Source organism: Mesorhizobium sp. CO1-1-8 (assembly GCF_020164875.1).
In the GTDB taxonomy this organism is placed as follows: domain Bacteria; phylum Pseudomonadota; class Alphaproteobacteria; order Rhizobiales; family Rhizobiaceae; genus Mesorhizobium.
This window is the reverse complement of record NZ_JAIUGZ010000004.1, coordinates 291713-309681: the sequence shown is the minus strand read 5'-3', so window position 1 is coordinate 309681 and position 17969 is coordinate 291713. Positions and strand designations below refer to the sequence as shown.

The window sequence follows — 17969 nt, the reverse complement described above, 5'->3', positions numbered from 1 at the left end:
TGGCGATTAGCATGGGCGGGTGACGAGGGCTAGCGTACGCCTTTCCTCCCCCTCCGGACCGAGAGGAAAAGCGCCAAGTCAGCCTACGATGCCGTGGCCTCTTCCGGCGGCGCAGCCAGATCGTTGCGCGCCTTGCGGGCCAGTTTGCGTGTCGAGCGTTTGGGACTGTCGCCGAACAGCTCGGCCGCCTCGGCCAGGCAGCTCTTCTTCAGCTGCTTCTCCGACCGTTTCAACAGCTTGGCCAGAAGCTTCGTGTCCTCTGGCGGCCCGAGCGGCTGGTCGTCGGCCTCGAGCAGGGCGCGCATCACCAGTATATCGTGCAGGTCGCCCAGCCGCTCGCCCAGTTCGTCGACCGCCTTGCGCCGGGCCTTGATCGGCGTCGGCCACAGCCTGCCGAGCAGCGACAGATGCATGCCGTGCGTCTTGGCTGCCTTGCGCAAATCGTGGAAATCATTGGCCTCGCCGCGCGATCCGGCCTTGTCCAGCGCCTTCCTGGCACGGCGCAGCGTGACGCGGGCGCCTTCGGCAAGCACGTCGGCCGCCTGTTCCGGCTGGTCGGGCAAGGCCAGCGTGTCGATGCGGTGCAGGCCCTCCTCGCAGGCGGCGGTCGCAGCACCGATCGCCGCTTCGAGCCCGCTGCCTTCGTGCAATTCATGCTGGCGCGCGATCAGCCTGTCGCGCGCAGCGGTAAGCCCATCGTCGGCGCTCTCCTTGGGAAAGCTTGCCGCCAGCCGGTCGATGGTTTCGATCAGCGCTGTCGCCTCGCGCGGCCCGGCAAGCAGGCCCGCCACGTTGCGATAGCACTGATTTTCGGTCTCGCAGAATGTTTCGTCACCGGAACGAACAAGGGACAGCAAGGCGCGCGCGCTCTTCAACCGCTTGCGGCATTTGTGCAGCGCCTGCTCCGGACGGCTGCTTGCGGCGTCAAGATGGGCCAATGCCTTGCCGATTTCCTCGGCAAGGATACGCCTGACCTCGCCGGTCAGCGGCAGGCGCGGATCGATGCGAAAGCTCATGCGGCGATCTCCGGTATCCCCCCGAGGGCGAGCGACGCGTTGTAGAATTTTGACTCGCCGGTGACTTCACGGCCGAGCCATTCAGGCAGCATTTCGTCCGGCACGTCCTCCGGCGTCTCAAGTTCGGCGATCACCAGTCCCGCAAGCGCACCGCCAAAGACATCGACTTCGTAGAGATAGCCACGGTGCCTAACATGGTGACGTGTCTTCTCGATGACACGTCCGATGGCGAAATCCAGCATCTCCACCGCCTCCGCCAACGGGATCGGGTACTCGAATTCGTCGCGCTCGCGCGCCTTGCTGCCGAATTTGAGCGTCAGCTTGGCGGAAGTGCCATCGCTGATGCGGATGCGCACCGTGCGCCCGGGGCCGGCGGCGAGGTAGAACTGCAGGATGCGGATATCCGCCTCGGCCAGCTCCCGCCATGCGGTGCTGGTGACCAGGAATTTTCGTTCGACTTCCTTGCCCATGGCCGCGCACTAAAGCGGTTGCCGCTCCCCATGGCAAGACGGTGACATACACGGATCGACGTTCGTGAATTGACTTTAATCAATCGATTGATTAAAGTCACGAGATGATCAAGCAGCCCGATGCCAAAAACCTTCGCCGCGAAGCATCTCCCGCCGAGATGACGCGCGCCGCCCTTGTCCAGGCGGCACTGAAGCTGTTCGGAAGGCAGGGCTTCGACGGCACCTCAACGCGCGAGATCGCCGCCGAGGCGCAAGCCAATATCGGCTCGATCGCCTATCACTTCGGCGGCAAGGAGGGTCTTCGCACGGCCGCCGCCGACTTTATCGTCGAAACCATCCAGACGGTCGCCGGCCCGGCGCTCGGCAATGCGGAGGCGCCCGCGCCGGTCGGACCTGAGGCAGCGCAGGCGCAGCTCTTCGCGGCGCTGGAGCGAATGGTCGGCTTTGTCGTGGCCAGTCCGCAGGCCGGCGAGATCGTGCAGTTCATCCTGCGCGAACTTTCCCATCCAACGGCGGCCCTCGATCGTATCTATGACGGCGTCTTCGAGCCGAGCCATCGCCGGCTGTGCCAGCTCTGGGAACAGGCAACCGGCGAGCCCGCCGAAAGCGAGGCCACAAGGCTGACCGTGTTCACGCTGATCGGCCAGGTCATCTATTTCCGCATCGGCCGCGAGGCGGTGATGCGCCGCATGGGCTGGCCCGATATCGGTGCAGCGGAGGCCGCCAAGGTGGTGGCGGTCACTTCGGGCAATCTCAAGGCCATATTGGCCGCCAGAAAAGGGGCAAAGACAAAGGGGCAAAGACCATGAGCTTTCTGTGTTCGCTGCCGCTCGCCGCACAGCTCTTCTCGGCCTGTGCCCCGGCGGCACCGCTGGCCGTCGGCTATGTCGAAGGCGACTACGTGCTCCTGGCGCCGATCGAGGTGGCGCAGGTCGAGACCGTGACCGTCAAACGCGGCGACCGTGTCACGCCCGGCACCACCGTTGTGACGCTGGAGAGCGCCGATGCCAAGATCGCCGTGGCGCAGGCGCAGGCCGGCCTTGCCCAGGCGCAGGCGCAACTGGCCGACCTGCAGATCGGCAAGCGGCCGGAAGAGATCGCGGTGCTGAGGGCCGAGGTCGATATGGCCAGCGCCCAGGCCGCCGACGCCAAGCGCAAATACGACCGCGCCGCCGATCTGTTCAAGCGCGGTGCCGGCACGCAAGCGGATTTCGACACCGCGTCGGCCACGCTCGAAACGGCCAATGCGCAGGTCGGTCAGGCCAATGCCAATCTCGCCGTCGGCGGCCTGCCGGCGCGGCCTGAGACGATCAAGGCCGCCGACAACCAGGTCAAGCAGGCGCAGGCGGCCCTGGAGCAGGCGCAATGGCGGCTGTCGAAGCGCGTGCTGGCAGCGCCTTCGCCCGGCCGCGTCAACGATGTCATCCGCAATCCGGGCGACACGGCTGGCCCGACCGCACCGGTCATTTCGATCCTGCCCGACGGTGCGGTGAAGCTCAGCGTCTATATACCCGAAGCCGCCTTCTCCTCGGTCAAGGTCGGCACCTTGCTCGGCGTCCATTGCGACGGCTGCGGCCCGGATGTGAAGGCGCGCGTCAGCTACGTCTCGCCGGATCCGGAATTCACCCCGCCGGTGATCTATTCGCTCGAGAACCGGCAGAAGCTGGTTTACCTGGTCGAGGCGCGGCCGGAGGGCGATGCCGGCCCGCTGCAACCGGGCCAGATCGTCGATGTCGATCTGGCGGACAACGCAAGATGAACGCCATCGACGTCCACGGCCTGGTCAAGCGTTTTGGCGACAAGACCGTCGTCGACCATGTGACGATGTCTGTCGCCGAGGGCGAGATCGTCGGCTTTCTCGGCCCCAACGGTTCAGGCAAGACCACCACCATCCGCATCATGTGCGGCCTGCTGACGCCGGACGAAGGCGAAGGCACGGTGCTCGGCTTCAACATCCGCACCGACAGCCTGCGCATCAAGCGCGAAGTCGGCTACATGACGCAGAAATTCTCGTTCTACGAGGATCTGACGATCGGCGAGAATCTCGAATTCGTGGCGCGGCTCTACCGGCTGAAGCCGGTCGAGGAGCATGTCGCGCGCACGCTGGAGGACCTCGGCCTGACGTCGCGCCGCAACCAGCTCGCCGGCACCTTGTCGGGCGGCTGGAAGCAGCGGCTGGCGCTGGCCGCCTGCATCATGCACAAGCCGAAGCTGCTGCTGCTCGACGAGCCTACGGCCGGCGTCGACCCGAAGGCGCGGCGCGAGTTCTGGGACGAGATCCATCGCCTCGCCAGCGGCGGGCTGACCGTGCTGGTCTCCACCCACTACATGGACGAGGCCGAGCGCTGCCATCGCATCAGTTATATTTCCTACGGCAAGATGCTGGCCACCGGCACCGTCGCCGAAGTGGTGAAAAATGCCGGGCTGACCACGTTTGTGCTGCAAGGTCCACGGCTCGATCAGGTCGCCGAAGCGCTGCAGGGCCGCCCCGGCGTCGACCAGGTGGCGCCGTTCGGCGCGACGCTGCATGTCGTCGGTTCCGACAAAAAGAAGCTCGAAGCCGCACTCGCCGATGTCGAGAGAGAGCACAAGGGCGTGAAAGTTTCGCCCGGCGAAACCAGCCTCGAGGACGTTTTCATCCAGTTCATGTCCGGCTCGAAGGACAACATGGCATGAACAGCGTCTTTTCCTTCGCCCGGCTTGGCGCCCTGCTGATCAAGGAATTCATCCAGATGCGGCGCGACCGCATCACCTTCGCCATGATGCTGGGCGTGCCGCTGATACAGTTGGTGCTGTTCGGCTACGCCATCAACAACGACCCGAAAAGCCTGCCGGCAGCACTCGTGGCGACGAGCAACGATCCCTACACGCGCGCCATTGTCGCGGCGCTGCAGACCACCGGCTACTATCGTTTCGACCATGTCGCGCAAAGTGCCGCCGAGGCCGAGTTCCTGATATCGCGCGGCGACGTCGCCTTCGTCGTCACCATCCCCGCCGATTTCGCCAGGAGGGTGGAGAGCGGCAACAATCCGCAGATACTCATCGAGGCCGACGCCACCGACCCGGCGGTGGCCAGCGGCGCCATCTCGACGCTCGGCACCGTCGCCAGCCAGGCGCTGCTGAGGGCGCAAGGCACGCAGGAAGCCGCCGCCGAGACCGCCAAGGGTCAGCTCGATGTCGTCGTACACCGGCGCTATAATCCCGAAGGCATCTCGCAATACAACATCGTGCCCGGCCTGCTCGGCGTCATCCTGCAGATGACGATGGTGATGATGACCTCGATCGCGCTGACGCGCGAGACCGAACGCGGCACGATGGAAAACCTTCTGGCGATGCCGTCCAGCCCGCTTGAGATCATGATGGGCAAGGTGCTGCCCTATCTGGCGGTCGGCGGCGTGCAGGTGGTGGTGGTGCTGGCGGCGGCGAAGCTTCTGTTCGCAATCCCCTTCACCGGATCGATGTCGTTGCTCCTGACCGCCGTGCTGATCTTCGTGCTGGCGCTGGTGCTGCTCGGCTATACGATTTCGACCATCGCCCGCACGCAGATGCAGGCGCTCCAGCTGACCTTCTTCTTCTTCCTGCCGTCGATCATGCTGTCGGGTTTCATGTTTCCCTATCGCGGCATGCCGGACTGGGCACAAATCTTCGGCGAGATCTTCCCGCTGACACATTTCCTGCGCATCACCCGCGCGGTGATGCTGAAGGGCGCGCAATTGCCAGCGGTGGCAACGGAGATCGGCTGGCTGGTGGTGTTCGTGGCTTTGTTTGCCGGCGTAGCATTGGTGCGGTTCAGGCGGACGCTGGATTAGACGCCGCACGACCTCCACAGTCTTGGTACCAGCCTTTGCGGCGTCGTCATCCCTTGGGCTGCGGAGCAGCTCCAGGGGTCTGCGCTGCGTCGCTTAGCTCCTTGCTCCGCCCGTGGATGACGACGGGGAGAAATGCCTTCGCCAATCTCCATGGTTTGTAACTGCCACGAGAGCAATTCCAGGAAAATTGTGAAACGGTTTTCCGTCCGGAATTGCGTAAAACAAGGAGGTAGAGCGGGTCGCCGTTTCTGTGAAACGGTGAACTGCTCTAACCGTTGAGCGATTTCGGGCCGCTGACGAAGGCGCTCCCCTTGACGTAAAACCGCAGCGGGCGATCGGCATCCTTTGTAATGCCGATCCGGATGCCTTGGGCGATGTCGCCGGTTTGATGCTCGTCGGTTGCCAGCCATAGCGGGCCTTTGCGGCAAAGATCGAGCCCGTCGAGCGAACGATCGATCCGCAACGCCTGGGCCAGCCTTCCCGGTCCCCGCGCCAGGTCGCGCAAGCGCTCGATGCCGCGATTGAGCCGCATGATCGCAATGCCTTCGAGCGGCTCGAGCGCTCTGATCAGCACGCCGGTTCCGACCCCCGGCATCTCGCTCGAGACATTGAGCATGTAGGAGATGCCGTAGGCGAGATAGACATAGGCGTGCCCAGCACCGAGAAACAGCGAACGGTTGCGCGGCGTCTGGCCCCGGTAGCCGTGCCCGGCGGCATCGCCGACGACGTAGGCCTCTGTCTCGACGATGCGGCCGCTGGCGATGCCTTCGGGCAGTTCGCGCACCACGATCTTGCCGATGAGGGTGCGGGCAAGGGATGCTGTATCGTCAGGCAGCTCGGAACGCGTGAACGGGCGGTAGAGGACCATGCTCAGCGCGGCGACGATTTGGCGGCGGGCGAGGAGTGATCCAAGGCGGCGCCTGTCGCCAGATACTCCATATCAGATCCCCATGGACATCGCCGTCTCAAGCAGCCTCCATGATCCCGGCATACGTGCCGAAATCGACATTGCCGCCGGACAGCACCACGGCAACGCATTTGCCCGACAGGTCGATCTCGCCCGATGACAGTGCCGCCAGCGCCACGCAGCCGCCGGGCTCGACCACCAGCTTGAGATGGGCCATGGCGTCGCGCACCGCCTGCGCCGCCGCCTGGTCCGAGACGGCGATGGCCCCAGTGAGGTTCCTGCGGTTGATCTCGAAGGTGATCAGGCCGGGCTCGGCGGTCAGCAGCGCGTCGCAGATGGAGCTGTGGCCGGGCTCGTTCGAAACCCTGGCGCCGGCGGCCAGCGACCGGCGGGTGTCGTCGAAATGCTCGGGCTCCACAGCCCAGACCGCGGTGTCCGGCGAGGCGTCCTTGACGGCTACCGAAATGCCACTCGACAAGCCGCCGCCGCCGCAGGGAACGACAACCGCGTCGAGGTCGACGCCAAGCGCTTTTACCTGGCGCATCAATTCGAGGCCGATAGTGCCCTGGCCGGCAATGATGGCCGGGTCGTCGAAGGGCGGCACCAGCACCATGCCTCTTTCCATGTAAGGCCGCACCACGGTCATGCGGTCGTCGCGAAAGCGGTCGAACGGCACCACCTCCGCCCCCATCTTGCGGACGTTGGCGATCTTCATCGCCGGCGCGTCTGAAGGCATGGCGATCACCGCCTTGACGCCGAACATCGCCGCCGACGCCGCGACGCCCTGCGCATGATTGCCCGACGAGAAGGCGACGACGCCTCGGCGGCGCTCCTCCTCGCTGAGCGACGACAGCTTGTTGTAGGCGCCACGGAACTTGAACGAGCCGGTGCGCTGCAGCGTCTCCGGCTTGAACAGGATGCGGCCGCCGAAGCGCTTGTTCAGCTCCTGCGATTCGATCAAGGGGGTTTCAACGATCAGGCCGAAGAGACGCGCGGCGGCGGCGTGGATGTCGGCGATGCCGGGAGGGGTGGTGTCGGTCATGTGAGGTCCAGTGGACAGAGGTCTCTCCATGATGCCTGCAAACAGATGTGGCGCACCAATGAAAAAATGTGACCGTTACAAAGTTTGGCGGGCGGTCGCCAACGCCGCGGCTGCACGCCCCCCCTCTGGCCTGCCAGTTTCGACTTCGGCGCTTCTCTTGTCGCCGTTGTAAGTTGGTGAGACCGTTCGTGACGTCTAATCTCCCCCCTTGAGGGGGAGATGTCCGGCAGGACAGAGGGGGGCGCTGTCCCGCCGACATCTCGCAAGTTCACCCCAGCAACGTCCGCTGCCTCTTGCTCCCACCCAGCTTGCGCCAGTTGTTGAACCGGTGGCTGGCGGCGGCAAAGGAGATTTTCATCTGCTGGGCAACCGAGTAGCGCGACTTGCCCTCGTCGAACATGCGGTAGCAGCACTCGACGCCTTCCTCGGTCAGTTTGCCGTCCGGCGCCTTGTTGTGCGGATTGGCGGGGTCGAATTTCTCGACCTGCTGCTCGACAAGGCCTTTCAGGCGCTGCAGATCGGCCTCGATGCTGGCGATGAGATCGAGAACGGGCTTTGGGTCATAGGGATGCGGAGGCTGTTTTGCCGTCATCTGCCGGTTCCTTGTTCTGGTTGGGTCAAGTTATATAGGTGAACATTCACTGAATGAAGGGCCAGCCCGGCTTGCGAGCTTCAACAATTCTTGACCGCGACCGAGCACGCAATTGACCGGAGGCATATCAAGTTCTAGTTTAGAACTATTCTAAACTAGGGTGAATTCCTCATGCTTTCCCGTGTTTTCGGCTTCGGCCGCCGTCCCTTCGAATCGCTCTCCGAACAGGAGATCCTGGCGCTGGCCATTTCGTCCGAGGAGGATGACGGTCGCATCTATCGGGCCTATGCCGACGGCCTGACGGAAAACTTCCCCCAATCGGCAAAAGTGTTCGAGGAGATGGCCGAGGAAGAGGATGGCCATCGCGATGCGCTGATCGAGCTTTTCCGCAAACGGTTCGGCGAGCGCATTCCGCTGATCCGGCGCGAACATGTGAAGGGCTATTACGAGCGCAAGCCCGACTGGCTGGTGCGGCCGCTCGGCATCGAGCACGTGCGCAGCCAGGCCGAGGCGATGGAGCGGCAAGCCTACCTTTTCTATGTCGAGGCGGCCAAGCGCACGGCAGATGCCTCGACGCGAAAACTGCTCGACGATCTGGCGGTGGCCGAACTAGGCCATGAGACGCTGGCGCAGCGTCTGGAGCAGAAACATGTGCCGGGCGCCGTCAAGGATGAGGAAGCCAGCGCCGAGCAGCGTCAGTTCATCCTCACCTATGTGCAGCCGGGGCTGGCCGGGCTGATGGACGGATCGGTGTCCACTCTGGCGCCGATCTTTGCTGCCGCCTTCGCCACGCATGACACCTGGCAGACGCTGTTGGTCGGGCTTGCCGCCTCGATTGGCGCCGGCATTTCCATGGGCTTCACCGAAGTCGCTTCAGACGACGGCAAGCTGTCGGGCCGCGGCTCGCCGATCAAGCGCGGTCTGACCGTCGGCATCATGACGACGCTGGGCGGTCTCGGCCACGCACTCCCCTATCTCATTCCGCATTTCTGGACGGCGACCGGGGTTGCCGCGGTGGTGGTGTTCTTCGAATTGTGGGCGATCGCTTTTGTCCAGAACCGCTACATGCAGACGCCCTTCCTGCGTGCCGCCTTCCAGGTGGTGCTGGGCGGCGCCTTGGTGTTCGCGGCCGGCGTGCTGATCGGGAATGCGTGAGTCGTTCACCCATTCACCGCCCGACTGTCGGCCGGCGCCTCGTCCCTCCCGGTCAGTCCATAGTCGCGCACCACATGGGCGATGCGCAATCGGTAGCCGGCAAAGATGCCGCCACGACCGGCCTTCTGCGCCTGCCGGTGTTCCTCGGTGTTGCGCCAGGCCTTCACGGCTTCCTCGTCGCGCCAGAACGACAGCGACAGGATGCGGTTCGGATCGGCCAGGCTCTGAAAACGCTCGATGGAAAGAAAGCCGTCTATGCCGTCAAGCAGCGGACGCAAATCGGCGGCGATGCTCAGATAGGCATCACGCCGGCCCCCCGCCGGCTCGACCTCGAAGATGACGGCAATCACGGCAGCACCAGTTTCGCGTGCGGGGCCGAGACGTGTTTCAGGAACATGCGGTCCTCCTTCAGGATGAATCTCTCGCGCTTGGCGAACTCGTAGTTTGCCTTGCCGGCGGGATCGGCGGCAAGCCGGGCGCGATAGGCTTCGTAGGCCGCCGGGCTGTCGATGTTGTAGACGGCATAGGCGGTCGTCGCCGAGCCCTCATGCGGCCCGTAATAACCAATCAGATCGGCGCCGCAGCGTGGAATGGCCTGGCCCCAATTACGCGCATACTCCTCGAAGGCCGCCTTGCCGAACGGGTCGATTTCGTAACGGATGAAGCAGGTGATGGTCATTGTGGATCCTTGGGGTTGCGTCGATAGTTCAAGCGGTATCGAAACGTCGTGTCGCCTGGTCTGCTAGGGCTGCCAGAAAGATTTCGCGCATTCGCGGCGCACGTCTTGCCGCGTAAGGCCAAGGTCGCGCAGCAGGTGGTCATCGATCTCGGCAAGGTCGAGACGCTGCAGATGGCGGTCATACCAACGGGCCAGCAGCCGGGAGCGCAACCAGGTGACGAACGGGAAGGATTGGCGGCTGGCGAGCGGTGCCGAGGGGAAAGCGGTTCGTGCTGTCATCGTCGTCTCCTTGATCTGATCGGAGAATAGTGGTTATCTGACAAGAATGCTTCGATGGGGAACGAACTATGCGCGAAGGACCCGACATCGCCCGCATCGCCAGCCTGGTCGGTGACCCGGCGCGGGCAAACATGCTGAATGCCCTGATGGGCGGCACGGCGCTGACCGCGAGCGAACTGGCGCTCGAGGCCGGCGTTTCGCTGCCGACCGCCAGCTCGCACCTGGGCAAACTGATGGAAGGTGGGCTGCTCACGGTGGTGAGCCAGGGCCGGCATCGCTATTACGGCCTCGCCGGACCGCAGGTGGCCGGCATGATCGAGGCGATCACCGGGGTTGCGGAAGCCGTAGGTCCAAAGCGTGTGCGCCCGGGTCCGCGCGACGGCGCGATGCGCGTGGCGCGCGTCTGCTACGATCACCTCGCCGGCGAGCAGGCGGTGGCGACGCTCGATCGGCTCGTCGCCAAGAACGTACTGGTCCGCGACGAACAGGAGATCAGGCTCGGGCCATCGGCGGCTTCGCATTTCGCTGCCATCGGCATCGACGTTTATACCAAGCCGCGCCGGCCGGTATGCCGCGCTTGCCTCGACTGGAGCGTGCGGCGCTCGCATCTCGCCGGCACACTGGGCGCCGCCATCCTCGACAAGATCCTTGCCGAGAAATGGGCGCGCCGCGAGAAGGACAGCCGCGCGGTGATCTTCTCGCCGCCGGGCAAGCAGGCTTTCGAGAAGGTGTTTCTGTCCTGAACGGGCGAAGCGTTAACCCCGCTTCAGAGCCCTGCCCTGCTTAAAGAAATCCGACCACGGATCGGCTTTCGCCAGCTGCTTCAACGTCGTCTTGTCGCCGATCGGGAAAGCGTTCGGCGCCAGGCCGGCCTCGATCTCTGGCCAGGTCACCGGCATCGACACGGTGGCGCCCTTCTTGGCGCGTGACGAATAGGGCGCAACCGTCGTCGAGCCCCTGCCGTTGCGCAGGTAGTCGACGAAGATCTTTCCCGTGCGCGCTTTTTTCGACAGCGTCGCCGTGTAGCGGTCGGGGGCACCTTGCTCCAGCGCGCGGGCAAAATCATGGGCGAAGCTCTTCACCGCATCCCAATCCGCCGATGGCTTCAGCGGCACCAGCACATGGTAACCCTTGCCGCCCGAGGTCTTGACGAAGTTCGACAGCGACAGCTCGTCGAGCTTGCCCCTGATATCGAGTGCCGCCTCGCGGACCGCCTTCACGTCGACACCTTCATCGGGATCGAGATCGAAGATGATCTGGTCGGGCTTTTCGATCTCATCGATCGTGCATCCCCAGATGTGGATCTCGACCACGCCATACTGGACCAGTGCGGCAACACCATCGAAATCCCGGATGTACAGGATCTCCTCGCCGTCGGTAGGGTCCTTCATGCGCGCGATCTTGTCGCTCATGCCGGCCGAGGCATGTTTCTGGAAGAAACGCTGGCCACCAACACCGTCCGGCGCCCGCACCAGGCTCAGCGGCCGGTTGACGACAAACTGTTCCATGCGCGGCCACACCTGCGCGTAATGGTCGAGCAGGCCCCGCTTGGATATGTTTTCGTCCGGCCACAACAGTTTGTCGGGATGCGAGAGTTTGATCGTGGTGGTCATCGATCCGGCGGCTGTGCCACCTGATGCCGGCTTGGCCGTGCTCTTGCCTGTCGATGGCTTGCCTGTCGACGCTTTGGGCTTTTCCTGCACCACTTCCTCCGCCGGCTTGTCCTCGCGCAATCCCTGAAACGAGGCGTGGCGTATTATACGGTCCGAGGTCCAGCTGCGAAACTCCACTTCACCGACGAGCTCGGGCTTGACCCAGACCAGGCCCTTGCCCTTCGGCACGGCGGTGGAGAAGGGCGATGATTTCGCCGTCAACGCATCGAGTTTTGCCTTCAGCTCATTGGCGCCTTTGCCGGAGAAACCAGTGCCGACGCGGCCGGCATAATGCAGCGTGCCGCCCTCGTGGAAGCCGACGAGGATCGAGCGCAGTCCGCGCCCCGTCTTGTCCGACGGCAGGTAGCCGCCGATGACGAATTCCTGCCGCGCCGTGCATTTCGACTTCACCCATGTCGGGCCGCGGCCGCTGCGGTAGGGTGCATCGGCACGCTTGGAGACGACGCCTTCCAGGCCCATGCGGCAGGCATGCTCCAGCATGATCTTGCCAGGTTCAGCGAAATGGTCGCTGAAGCGGACCGCCGCATTGTCGGACTGTTGGCCGAGCAGCTCCTGTAAGGCCTGCTTGCGCTCGACCAGCGGCTCGCTCCGAAGATCCCGCCCATCGAGGCGCATCAGGTCGAACACGTAATAGATGAAGCGATTTGTCCGCTTCGCCGACAGATCCTGCTGCAGCAGCGCGAAAGACGAGACGCCGCTGTCGGCGAGCACGACCACCTCGCCATCGACGATGGCGTCGCTGCACTTCAGGCCGGCCAGTTCCGCGACGATCTCGCCGCCGAATTTCTTCGTCCAGTCGAGGCCGGTGCGGGTCAGCAGCCGCACATCGGTGCCGGCTATCTGCGCCTGCATGCGATAGCCGTCGAACTTCACCTCATGCAGCCAGTCCTTGCCCGGCGGCGCATCGCGCTCCAGCGTGGCCAGCTGCGGCTCGATGAAGTCGAGTTTCTTCGCCCCGGCCTTCATTTTGACGGCGGCCGGCTTGTTGGAATGCCAGACCTTTGGCTTCTCGCCCTTGGCGGTCTTGCCCTCGCCGACCTCTTCGATCGTCAGGCCGGACTTCACCGATTCCGGCGCCTCCTTGAGGATATCCTCGCCGGGACGCGCGGCAGCATCGTCCGACTTGATCAGCAGCCAATTGTCGCGTTTCTCACCCGCTCGCGGCTTCAGCCGCACCAGGTGCCAGAGGCCGTGCAGCTTGTGTCCCTTGAGCTCGAAGCTGATATGGCCCTTCTTCATCGCCTTGGCCGGGTCGATCTCGGGGGTCCAGGTCCCCTCGTCCCAGACAATGACCGAACCGCCGCCATATTCGCCCTTGGGAATAGTGCCCTCGAACGGCGCATAGTCGATCGGGTGGTCCTCGACATGGACGGCCAGGCGCTTCTCATGCGGATCAAGGCTCGGGCCGCGCGTCACCGCCCAGCTCCACAGCACGCCGTCATGCTCGAGCCGCAGATCGTAGTGCAGCCGCGTCGCGGCATGCTTGTGGATGACGAAGATGCCGCCCGCGCCGCCCTGCTTGGTCCGGGCGACCTTGCCGGCCGGTTCGGCGGTCTTCTTGAAATCGCGCTTGGAGTGATATTGTTCGAGGCTGGCCATTCGTCCGTGTCCTCAGGCCGATTGGCGTTTGGGCGCGCTGGCTTTCGGCTTGGCGCGTTTGGCCGCCGGCTTGCCTTTCGCCGACGAAGACGTTTTCGATGATCCGGAATCTGACAGGCTCTTCTTCAGCGCGTCGAACAGGTTGACGACATTGGAAGGTTTGGGTGCCGCCTTGGCCTTCGGCGCCTTGTGGCCGGCCTTCTTGGCGCGGATCAGCTCCAGCAGCGCGTCCTCGTATTTGTCGTCGAATTTCGAGGGGTCGAACCTGGTCTTCTTCTTGTCGATGATCAACTCGGCGAGATCGGTCATCTCCTGATCGGTCTTCACTGATTTGATGTCACCGAACACGGTGTCCGGCTGGCGCACCGTGTTGTCGTAGCGCAGCGTTGTCAGCACCATGCCTTTGCCGAGCGGCTCGATGACCACCGGGCGTTCGCGTTGATAGAGCACGATGCGCGCCAGCCCGGCCATCTTCTTGCCTGCCATCGCATCGCGGATGACGGCGAATGCCTCTTCCGACACCTGGTCGGCCGGCGCCACATAATAGGGCGTGTCGAGATAGATCTGCTGGATCGAAGATTTGTCGACGAAGCCGTCAAGCGCCATCGTGTGCGAGGACTCGATCTGCACCGCCTCGATCTCATCTTCCTCGATATGGACGAAATCGCCATCGTCCAGTTCATAGCCCTTGATCTCGTCGTCGTCGCCCAGAGGCTTGCCGGTTTCCGCATCGACATAGATGCGCTTCACCGTATTGCCGGTCTTTCGGTTGAGGATGCGGAAGGAGACCCGCTCCGTGTGGGTGACGACGTTGGTCAGTTCGACGGCACAGGTGACCAGCGACAGCTTCAGATAGCCCTTCCAGGCCGGACGTGGCGCCATGAGATCTTCCCTTCCAGAACCAGATGAAGGTGAGAACGGACAGACCACGCTCCAGTTCCGCCACGCGGGCGTTCAGATGCACAAAGGTCGTTCCCGGGCGCCAAGTCGCCAAGCGCCTAAATTTCACAGACACCGCAAAAGCTGAAACAGAACCGCGCCCCGGCGACATTCAAACGAAACATATGTGATGCAAAAGCCACATTGGCCGGAATGCCGACCAACTGCACGGAAAGACCCCGAATCAGCCGCATTCCAGCCACGAAGCAAGGCATTTTCGACCAGATATTAACATCACGTTCACCGACTATTCACGCCTCAACGCTATGATGACCGCAATTCGGAAGGGACATCCGAAAATCGGGACAGGGACAAGGGTAATGAACTTCCTCGCGCACCTCATCGGCTATGCCGTCGCCATCCGCGAATTCGTCGCGCCGACCTATCGGCCCGAGCGCTACTACATGCGCGGCCCCGGCCCGGCCTGCGCCCGTCGCGGCAACTCGCTGGGCGCGCACTGATCATGGCTTTCGAAAATCGCCACAACAGCAGGATCTGCAGGCCGGCCGCCACTACCCGCGCCACCGCCTATCGCGCCGAGCGTCCCGCTCTTGCCGACCGGCGGCGCGCGACATTGCCACGGCTTTGATGCCGCCTTCGGCCGGCTTAGTGTCATAGGACACGAGCAGCCGAGGCCAGCGTGACCGACCATTCCCAATCAAGTCCCTCTGAGCCCTTTGATAAAAGCCAGCCGCTGATTGTCTTCGATGGCGTATGTGTGCTCTGCTCCGGCTTCGTGCGCATGGTGGTCAGGCTCGACCGCCAAGGCCGTTTCCGCTTCGCCACCGCGCAGTCGCCCTTCGGTGAAACGCTGTTCCGGAAGCATGGACTGCGCACGGACTCTTATGAAACCAATCTCGTCCTGATCGACGGCGTCGCCTCCACGCGCCTCGACAGTTTCGTCGCCGTCATGGCGGAACTCGGCTGGCCCTGGCGGGCGATGAAAGCTCTGCTGTTGCTGCCGCGCCCGCTGCGTGGTTGGCTCTACGACCGCATCGCCAGGAACCGCTACGCTCTGTTCGGCAGGAAGGACAGCTGCGAGATCCCCGCACCCGAGCTGCGGGAGCGGTTCCTTGGCTAGAAAACGTGGCTCTGGGAAGCAGCGCGTGAAGCGTCTCATCGTCGATGCCGACGGCTTCTGGCTGCCGCATCGTTTATTTGCGTTGCCGATGTGGCTGTGATCGCGGCCCACATCGTTCGAAGCCTCCGATGAAGCCGCTTCCGCATTCCCGGCGAGATTTCTTACCCGGCCGATGCGTTATCGCGGCTGGCTTGTGCCGTCCGATCCGCACGGCTCCAGCGCGATCGTATCGCCGGCCTCCTTGCCCAGTTCCCTGCAGTCCTGAACCGAGCACAGTGTCCAGCCGTCACCAGTCGCGCCGGAGGCGGCAAGCACGACGCGTCGCTGCGGGCCGACATCAGGCGCATAGATCCACCAGCCATCCTTCAGCACCGCGCCTTCCGGTGGTTCCATGCCGGCGCCCGAACCCTTGATCCGAGCCTCGACCAGCTGCAGGCCGGTAGGCGTGACTTTCCAGTCCTCCTCCCAGCGCGTCCGTTCCACCGAATGCGTCCAGGACAGCGTGAAGGCGGCGACGGAGAGCGTTACCGTCTTGCCGGCGGCCAGGATGCACAGGCTCATGGTCTAACTGAAGCCCGCCGCGCTCGAAAACAGTGCCAGCTGATCCACGCCAGCGCCAGCACCCAGCCGGCCTCGTCGGTGAGCGGCACCGCGGCGACCAGCAGCACGCCGGCGGCGAAGGCGACGAGCCGTTCCCACAACGCCATGCGGCTGGCGAGGAAACCGACGGCGGCGGCACCCCACAGCGCGATGCCCATGCACGCTTTTGCGACGATGTAAGCGACCTCGACCGGATAGCCGAACTGGGCAGCGATCGGCCCGGCGTCCTGCAGCATCAGCCCCGGCGTGTAGACGGCCATGAACGGCACGACGAAGCCGGCAATGGCAAGCTTGGTCGCCTGGATGCCGATCTTCAGGCCGCTTTCCCTAGCCATCGGTGCGGCGGCAAACGCTGCCAGCGCCACGGGCGGCGTCAGGTCGGCCATGATGCCGAAATAGAACACGAACATGTGGCTGACCAGCAGCGGCACGCCGAGCTCCAGCAGCGCCGGCCCGGCCAGCGACGAGGTGATGATGTAATTGGGAATGGTCGGGATGCCCATGCCGAGCACCAGACAGGTGACCATGGTCAGCACCAGCGACAGGAACAGATTGTCCTCGCCGATCGAGATGATCCAGCCGATGAAGGTCGAGGCGATGCCGGTGAGCGTCAGCGTGCCGATGACGATGCCGACAATGGCGCAGGCAATGCCGACCGGCAGCGCGTTCTTGGCCCCTTCGGCGAGCGAGTCGACACAGATTTGCAACGTCTCGCGGCCGCCCTTGAACGTGAAGCAGGCGACGATCAGCGCGGCGATCACTAGGCCGAGGAGGTTGACGCCGAACTTCATGAACGAGGCGGCGGCAAGCCCGAGCGCGATCCAGAAGACGATGCGGAAGGCAAGCGGCCCGATCGCCGCCGCCAGCGGCGTGCCGAGGATGAGCACGATGGTCAGCGCCAGGCCCATCGTGCCGGCGAAGATCGGCGTATAGCCGGCAAACAGCAGGTAGATCAGCGCTGCCAGCGGCAGCACCAGCGGCCAGTGTTGCCGAACCGCGTCCCACGGATTGGGCAGGTCCGCCTTGGCCATGCCATGCAGGCCGGCCTTGCCGGCTTCCAGATGCACCTGCCAGAAGCAGGCGCCGAAATAGAGCAGCGCCGGGATGATCGCCGCCTTGACCACCTCGGCGTAAGCCACGTTCAGCGTTTCGGCCATGATGAAGGCGACCGCGCCCATCACCGGCGGCATGATCTGGCCGCCCATCGAGGAGGTCGCCTCGACGGCGCCGGCAAAAGCCGAGCGGAAGCCGAAGCGCTTCATCAGCGGGATGGTGAACTGGCCGCTGGCCACCACATTGGCGACGCCAGAGCCGGAAATGGTGCCCATCAGCGCCGACGACAGCACGCAGACCTGCGCCGGGCCGCCGCGCCACGAACCGACCAGGCCGAGCGCGAAATCGTTGAACAGCGCGATCATGCCGGCGCGTTCGAGGAAAGCGGCGAAGACGACGAAGATGAAGATGTAGGCGGCCGAGACATAGATCGGCGTGCCGTAGATGCCCTCGGTGCCGTAGGCGAAGGTGTCGACGAGCTGGGCGAAATCATAGCCGCGATGGATGAGCGGCGGCGGCAGATGGTTCCCGACGAAGCAATAGGCAAGGAAGATGAAGGCTATGACCGCCAGCGGCAGGCCCATCAGCCGCCTCGCCGCCTCGAAGACCAGCACCACCAGCACCGCGCCGACGATCAGGTCCGGCGTGGTCAGGAAGCCGGAGCGCCGGATGAGGTCGGTGTAGAACACCCAATTGTACAGGCCGGTGCCGAAGCCGAGCCCCCCGAGCGTCCAGAAAATGGCCTTGGCCGGCATGCTTTTGGTACGCAGATTGGCGATCAGGCCGAAGCCGAGCAGGAGCAGGAAGCCGACATGCATGGCCCGCACCACCTGGCTCGGAATGCTGCCATAGGCGGCGACATAAATCTGGAACACGGAAAAGGCGACGGCGATGAGAAAGGCAGCCTTGCCGGCGATGCCGCCGCCGAAACCGGGTGGCAACCCTTCGACCTGCTCTTCGACGACAGGGAGATGGAAGGTGGTGGATTTGCCGTCGGCTGTTGTCGCAGGCGTTGCTTCGCTCATCCGATGCACTCCAAAGCGAGCGAATTGTGGTGCGAGGTGCTTGGCGAAGA

At 64.0% G+C, this 17969-nt stretch carries 20 protein-coding genes; 8 read left to right on the top strand and 12 right to left on the bottom strand.

Annotated features, from left to right (window positions below):
- Positions 1-83: 83 nt before the first annotated feature.
- A complete protein-coding gene (locus LB558_RS10450; protein WP_224697485.1) occupies positions 84-1016 on the bottom strand; it encodes a CHAD domain-containing protein in 933 nt (310 codons plus the stop codon).
- Positions 1013-1486 (bottom strand): CYTH domain-containing protein, encoded by a 474-nt coding sequence (locus tag LB558_RS10445; protein ID WP_224697484.1) that lies wholly within the window; start codon positions 1484-1486, stop codon positions 1013-1015. Before LB558_RS10445 ends, LB558_RS10450 begins: the two co-directional genes overlap by 4 nt.
- 104 nt (positions 1487-1590) lie before the next feature.
- On the opposite strand from LB558_RS10445, the gene LB558_RS10440 reads away from it, so the two are divergent.
- From LB558_RS10440 to LB558_RS10425, 4 genes are read left to right on the top strand one after another with little or no spacing between them, the layout of a single operon-like run.
- Positions 1591-2295: a CerR family C-terminal domain-containing protein gene (locus LB558_RS10440; protein WP_224697483.1), complete on the top strand. Its 705-nt coding sequence runs from the start codon at positions 1591-1593 to the stop codon at positions 2293-2295.
- Complete coding sequence (locus tag LB558_RS10435) at positions 2292-3245, top strand: HlyD family secretion protein (RefSeq protein ID WP_224697482.1); 954 nt, start codon at positions 2292-2294, stop codon at positions 3243-3245. Before LB558_RS10440 ends, LB558_RS10435 begins: the two co-directional genes overlap by 4 nt.
- Positions 3242-4162, top strand: coding sequence for an ABC transporter ATP-binding protein (locus LB558_RS10430; RefSeq protein ID WP_224697481.1), 921 nt, complete (start codon positions 3242-3244; stop codon positions 4160-4162). Before LB558_RS10435 ends, LB558_RS10430 begins: the two co-directional genes overlap by 4 nt.
- A complete protein-coding gene (locus LB558_RS10425) occupies positions 4159-5295 on the top strand; it encodes an ABC transporter permease (protein WP_224697480.1) in 1137 nt (378 codons plus the stop codon). The genes LB558_RS10430 and LB558_RS10425 overlap by 4 nt, the downstream gene beginning before the upstream one ends.
- 268 nt (positions 5296-5563) lie before the next feature.
- Here LB558_RS10425 and LB558_RS10420 read toward each other — a convergent pair whose 3' ends face one another.
- The 3 genes from LB558_RS10420 to LB558_RS10410 form a co-directional block, all read right to left on the bottom strand.
- Positions 5564-6163, bottom strand: a complete 600-nt coding sequence (locus tag LB558_RS10420) for a DNA-3-methyladenine glycosylase (protein ID WP_224697479.1) — start codon at positions 6161-6163, stop codon at positions 5564-5566.
- Between the two features lie 97 nt (positions 6164-6260).
- The gene (locus tag LB558_RS10415) at positions 6261-7244 is read right to left on the bottom strand and encodes a threonine/serine dehydratase (RefSeq protein ID WP_224697478.1); all 984 of its coding nucleotides are present in this window, start codon (positions 7242-7244) and stop codon (positions 6261-6263) included.
- A 268-nt stretch (positions 7245-7512) separates the two neighbouring features.
- Complete coding sequence (locus tag LB558_RS10410) at positions 7513-7836, bottom strand: hypothetical protein (RefSeq protein ID WP_024502197.1); 324 nt, start codon at positions 7834-7836, stop codon at positions 7513-7515.
- A gap of 171 nt (positions 7837-8007) precedes the next feature.
- On the opposite strand from LB558_RS10410, the gene mbfA reads away from it, so the two are divergent.
- Entirely contained in the window at positions 8008-8991 is a 984-nt protein-coding gene (mbfA, locus tag LB558_RS10405) for an iron exporter MbfA (RefSeq protein WP_224697477.1), read from the top strand.
- Positions 8992-8996: 5 nt separating this feature from the next.
- Here the strand turns inward: mbfA and LB558_RS10400 are convergent, their stop codons facing one another.
- The 3 genes from LB558_RS10400 to LB558_RS10390 form a co-directional block, all read right to left on the bottom strand.
- Positions 8997-9341, bottom strand: coding sequence for an antibiotic biosynthesis monooxygenase family protein (locus LB558_RS10400; protein ID WP_224697476.1), 345 nt, complete (start codon positions 9339-9341; stop codon positions 8997-8999).
- Complete coding sequence (locus LB558_RS10395) at positions 9338-9670, bottom strand: NIPSNAP family protein (RefSeq protein WP_224697475.1); 333 nt, start codon at positions 9668-9670, stop codon at positions 9338-9340. The genes LB558_RS10400 and LB558_RS10395 overlap by 4 nt, the downstream gene beginning before the upstream one ends.
- Before the next feature lie 63 nt (positions 9671-9733).
- On the bottom strand, positions 9734-9949 hold the full coding sequence (locus LB558_RS10390) for a DUF1127 domain-containing protein (RefSeq protein ID WP_224697474.1): 216 nt from the start codon (positions 9947-9949) through the stop codon (positions 9734-9736).
- 68 nt (positions 9950-10017) lie between these two features.
- Between LB558_RS10390 and LB558_RS10385 the strand changes: the two genes are divergently transcribed.
- Positions 10018-10692 carry an ArsR/SmtB family transcription factor gene (locus LB558_RS10385; RefSeq protein ID WP_224697473.1) on the top strand — a complete coding sequence of 225 codons (675 nt, stop codon included), beginning with the start codon at positions 10018-10020 and terminating at the stop codon, positions 10690-10692.
- A gap of 12 nt (positions 10693-10704) precedes the next feature.
- Here the strand turns inward: LB558_RS10385 and ligD are convergent, their stop codons facing one another.
- Both ligD and LB558_RS10375 read right to left on the bottom strand, forming a co-directional pair.
- Positions 10705-13221, bottom strand: coding sequence for a DNA ligase D (ligD, locus tag LB558_RS10380; RefSeq protein ID WP_224697472.1), 2517 nt, complete (start codon positions 13219-13221; stop codon positions 10705-10707).
- Positions 13222-13233: 12 nt separating this feature from the next.
- Positions 13234-14103 (bottom strand): Ku protein, encoded by an 870-nt coding sequence (locus LB558_RS10375; protein ID WP_224697471.1) that lies wholly within the window; start codon positions 14101-14103, stop codon positions 13234-13236.
- Between the two features lie 377 nt (positions 14104-14480).
- Between LB558_RS10375 and LB558_RS10370 the strand changes: the two genes are divergently transcribed.
- On the top strand, positions 14481-14621 hold the full coding sequence (locus LB558_RS10370) for a hypothetical protein (protein ID WP_224697470.1): 141 nt from the start codon (positions 14481-14483) through the stop codon (positions 14619-14621).
- Positions 14622-14800: 179 nt separating this feature from the next.
- Positions 14801-15241, top strand: a complete 441-nt coding sequence (locus LB558_RS10365; protein WP_224697469.1) for a thiol-disulfide oxidoreductase DCC family protein — start codon at positions 14801-14803, stop codon at positions 15239-15241.
- A 177-nt stretch (positions 15242-15418) separates the two neighbouring features.
- Here LB558_RS10365 and LB558_RS10360 read toward each other — a convergent pair whose 3' ends face one another.
- Positions 15419-15802 carry a DUF1850 domain-containing protein gene (locus LB558_RS10360; protein ID WP_224697468.1) on the bottom strand — a complete coding sequence of 128 codons (384 nt, stop codon included), beginning with the start codon at positions 15800-15802 and terminating at the stop codon, positions 15419-15421.
- Positions 15799-17919 (bottom strand): TRAP transporter permease, encoded by a 2121-nt coding sequence (locus LB558_RS10355; RefSeq protein ID WP_224697467.1) that lies wholly within the window; start codon positions 17917-17919, stop codon positions 15799-15801. Before LB558_RS10355 ends, LB558_RS10360 begins: the two co-directional genes overlap by 4 nt.
- Positions 17920-17969: the final 50 nt, after the last annotated feature.